This window comes from Desulfofundulus sp., from assembly GCF_049701015.1.
Taxonomy (GTDB): domain Bacteria; phylum Bacillota; class Desulfotomaculia; order Desulfotomaculales; family Desulfovirgulaceae; genus Desulfofundulus.
Window position 1 is genome coordinate 2,235 of sequence record NZ_JBNATZ010000231.1, and the last position, 1,737, is coordinate 3,971.

At 55.1% G+C, this 1,737-nt stretch carries 4 protein-coding genes; all 4 read left to right on the forward strand.

Annotated elements, in window-relative coordinates:
- The first annotated feature begins 74 nt into the window (after window positions 1-74).
- Window positions 75-176 (forward strand): hypothetical protein, encoded by a 102-nt coding sequence (locus tag ACPLUI_RS12155; protein ID WP_424660525.1) that lies wholly within the window; start codon window positions 75-77, stop codon window positions 174-176.
- A complete protein-coding gene (locus ACPLUI_RS12160; protein WP_424660522.1) occupies window positions 177-1,031 on the forward strand; it encodes a tyrosine-type recombinase/integrase in 855 nt (284 codons plus the stop codon). It abuts the gene before it with no gap.
- 99 nt (window positions 1,032-1,130) lie between these two features.
- On the forward strand, window positions 1,131-1,466 hold the full coding sequence (locus ACPLUI_RS12165) for a hypothetical protein (RefSeq protein WP_424660523.1): 336 nt from the start codon (window positions 1,131-1,133) through the stop codon (window positions 1,464-1,466).
- 61 nt (window positions 1,467-1,527) lie between these two features.
- On the forward strand, window positions 1,528-1,737 hold a 210-nt coding region (locus ACPLUI_RS12170), incomplete at its 3' end, for a hypothetical protein (RefSeq protein WP_424660524.1).

Below are 1,737 nucleotides of genomic sequence, written 5' to 3' on the forward strand. Positions count from 1 at the left end.
GGGATTCGGACAAGTATCGCAAAGCTTATGTCGTTCTCGGAGGGACCGGCTTTTCCAGGGGGGCGCGCAGCTTTTTGCTGCGCAACAATCACCGTGAGGTTCTTGCTGATGGCCACCTGGTGGAGGTAGTATCCCTGGAAGATTTCCTCGCCCGCGCCAACAAGGGGGAGCTGTAGTTGGGACTGGATGGGTTCATTGTACACTTGAAGAGCCGGAATTGTTCTTTGAAAACCATAGCAGCATATACGGGGGCCTTGCGCAGCTTCATGAGATGGCTGGAGGATACAACCGGGTCCCCATTCGACCCGGCCTCCGTCACACCGCTGGATGTGGCCGACTACCGTCGGTACATGCTGAACAGGAATCGCAAGCCGGCCACAATAAACCTTCACCTGGATGCCCTGTCATCCTTTTTTTCGTGGGCTGCGTCCAATGGGATGATTTCCTCCGATCCGACAGAGGGTGTCAAGAGAATTTCGGAGCAGCGTGGAGCTCCCAGGTGGCTCACAAGACAGGAATTGGGAGCGCTGATGAGGGCCGTGCAGAAGTACGGAATTCCCAGGGACCGGGCGCTGCTGGCGATTCTACTGCACACCGGCCTGCGGATCTCCGAGGCGGTATCGCTGCATGTGGAAGACGTGGTAATCCGGGAGCGTTCAGGCTGGGTGACGGTCCGGGAGGGCAAGGGTGGAAAACGCAGGGAAGTGCCGTTGAACGTCACGGCTCGGAGAATAATCCAGGAGTGGCTGACCGTCCATCCCGGCGGCGACTGGTTTTTTCCCGGACGAAAAGGACATATGACCGCCAGGACTGCCGAAAAAATTCTGGAGAAATACGCCCGGCTGGCGGGGGTGGAAGTCACGCCTCACCAGTTGCGGCACACCTTCTGCAAGATGCTGGTGGACGCGGGGGAGAGCCTGGACCGGGTGGCAGTTTTAGCAGGCCATTCTAATCTGAACACTACGGCCAGGTACACCAGGCCGGGGATGCAGGATTTGGAGAAGGCTGTGGAGAAGCTGTCGTGGGAGTAGGCTTCTATTTGCCCCGGCGGGAAGCCCGTTCCCTTCGGGAGGGGGGGGAGGAAGTCACATGGGAGTTTCTGGAACCTTTTCTCTGCTGAGGTGATAAGGATGCAGCGCAACAAATCTATAAAATGCGTTGCTTATGATAAGGAACTGCTCAAATTTTTGCGTCCCGTAGACATCTCTCAGTATCTGCGCGTTAACGGTTGGGAGCATGTGGAAGACATAGGTAATAAAGGGGCTGTCTGGAAGTGGCGTAACGAAGCTGGTGAGGAGGCGGAAATTCTCCTACCTTTGGATAGAAGTCTATCTGATTTTGTTAACCGCATGGCAGAGCTGTTACACACTCTAGAGGCTGTAGAACAAAGGCCGAGACAGCTGATAATTAATGACCTTTTTGCTCCGAACAGGTATTGCCAACCAACATCGTCTGATATAGAATGATTACACCAGGATAGTTCTCGTCCGTGTGATGCGAACTGCCTGCAGGCAGGGGTACCCGTTAATGATAACGATTATCCCCTGCCGCTGCCCGATCAGCGGGCAGGTACATGTTTTGATAAATCAGATATACCGTATACGGGATAATCTTTGCCGGGTGTTTTACCCGGCCTTTTTTTATGGCTGGAAACCGCTGCTTTCGGGAGGGGCGGCGGTGGCGGAAGTACCTCCCGATTTTTGCGGCCCGCAGGAACGCGGGCTTTTTTGGGGGAGC

Excerpts from the sequence above, each read along its gene's own strand:
- ACPLUI_RS12165 (WP_424660523.1), top strand. The coding sequence starts at position 1,131 with ATGCAGCGCAACAAATCTATAAAATGCGTTGCTTATGATAAGGAACTG.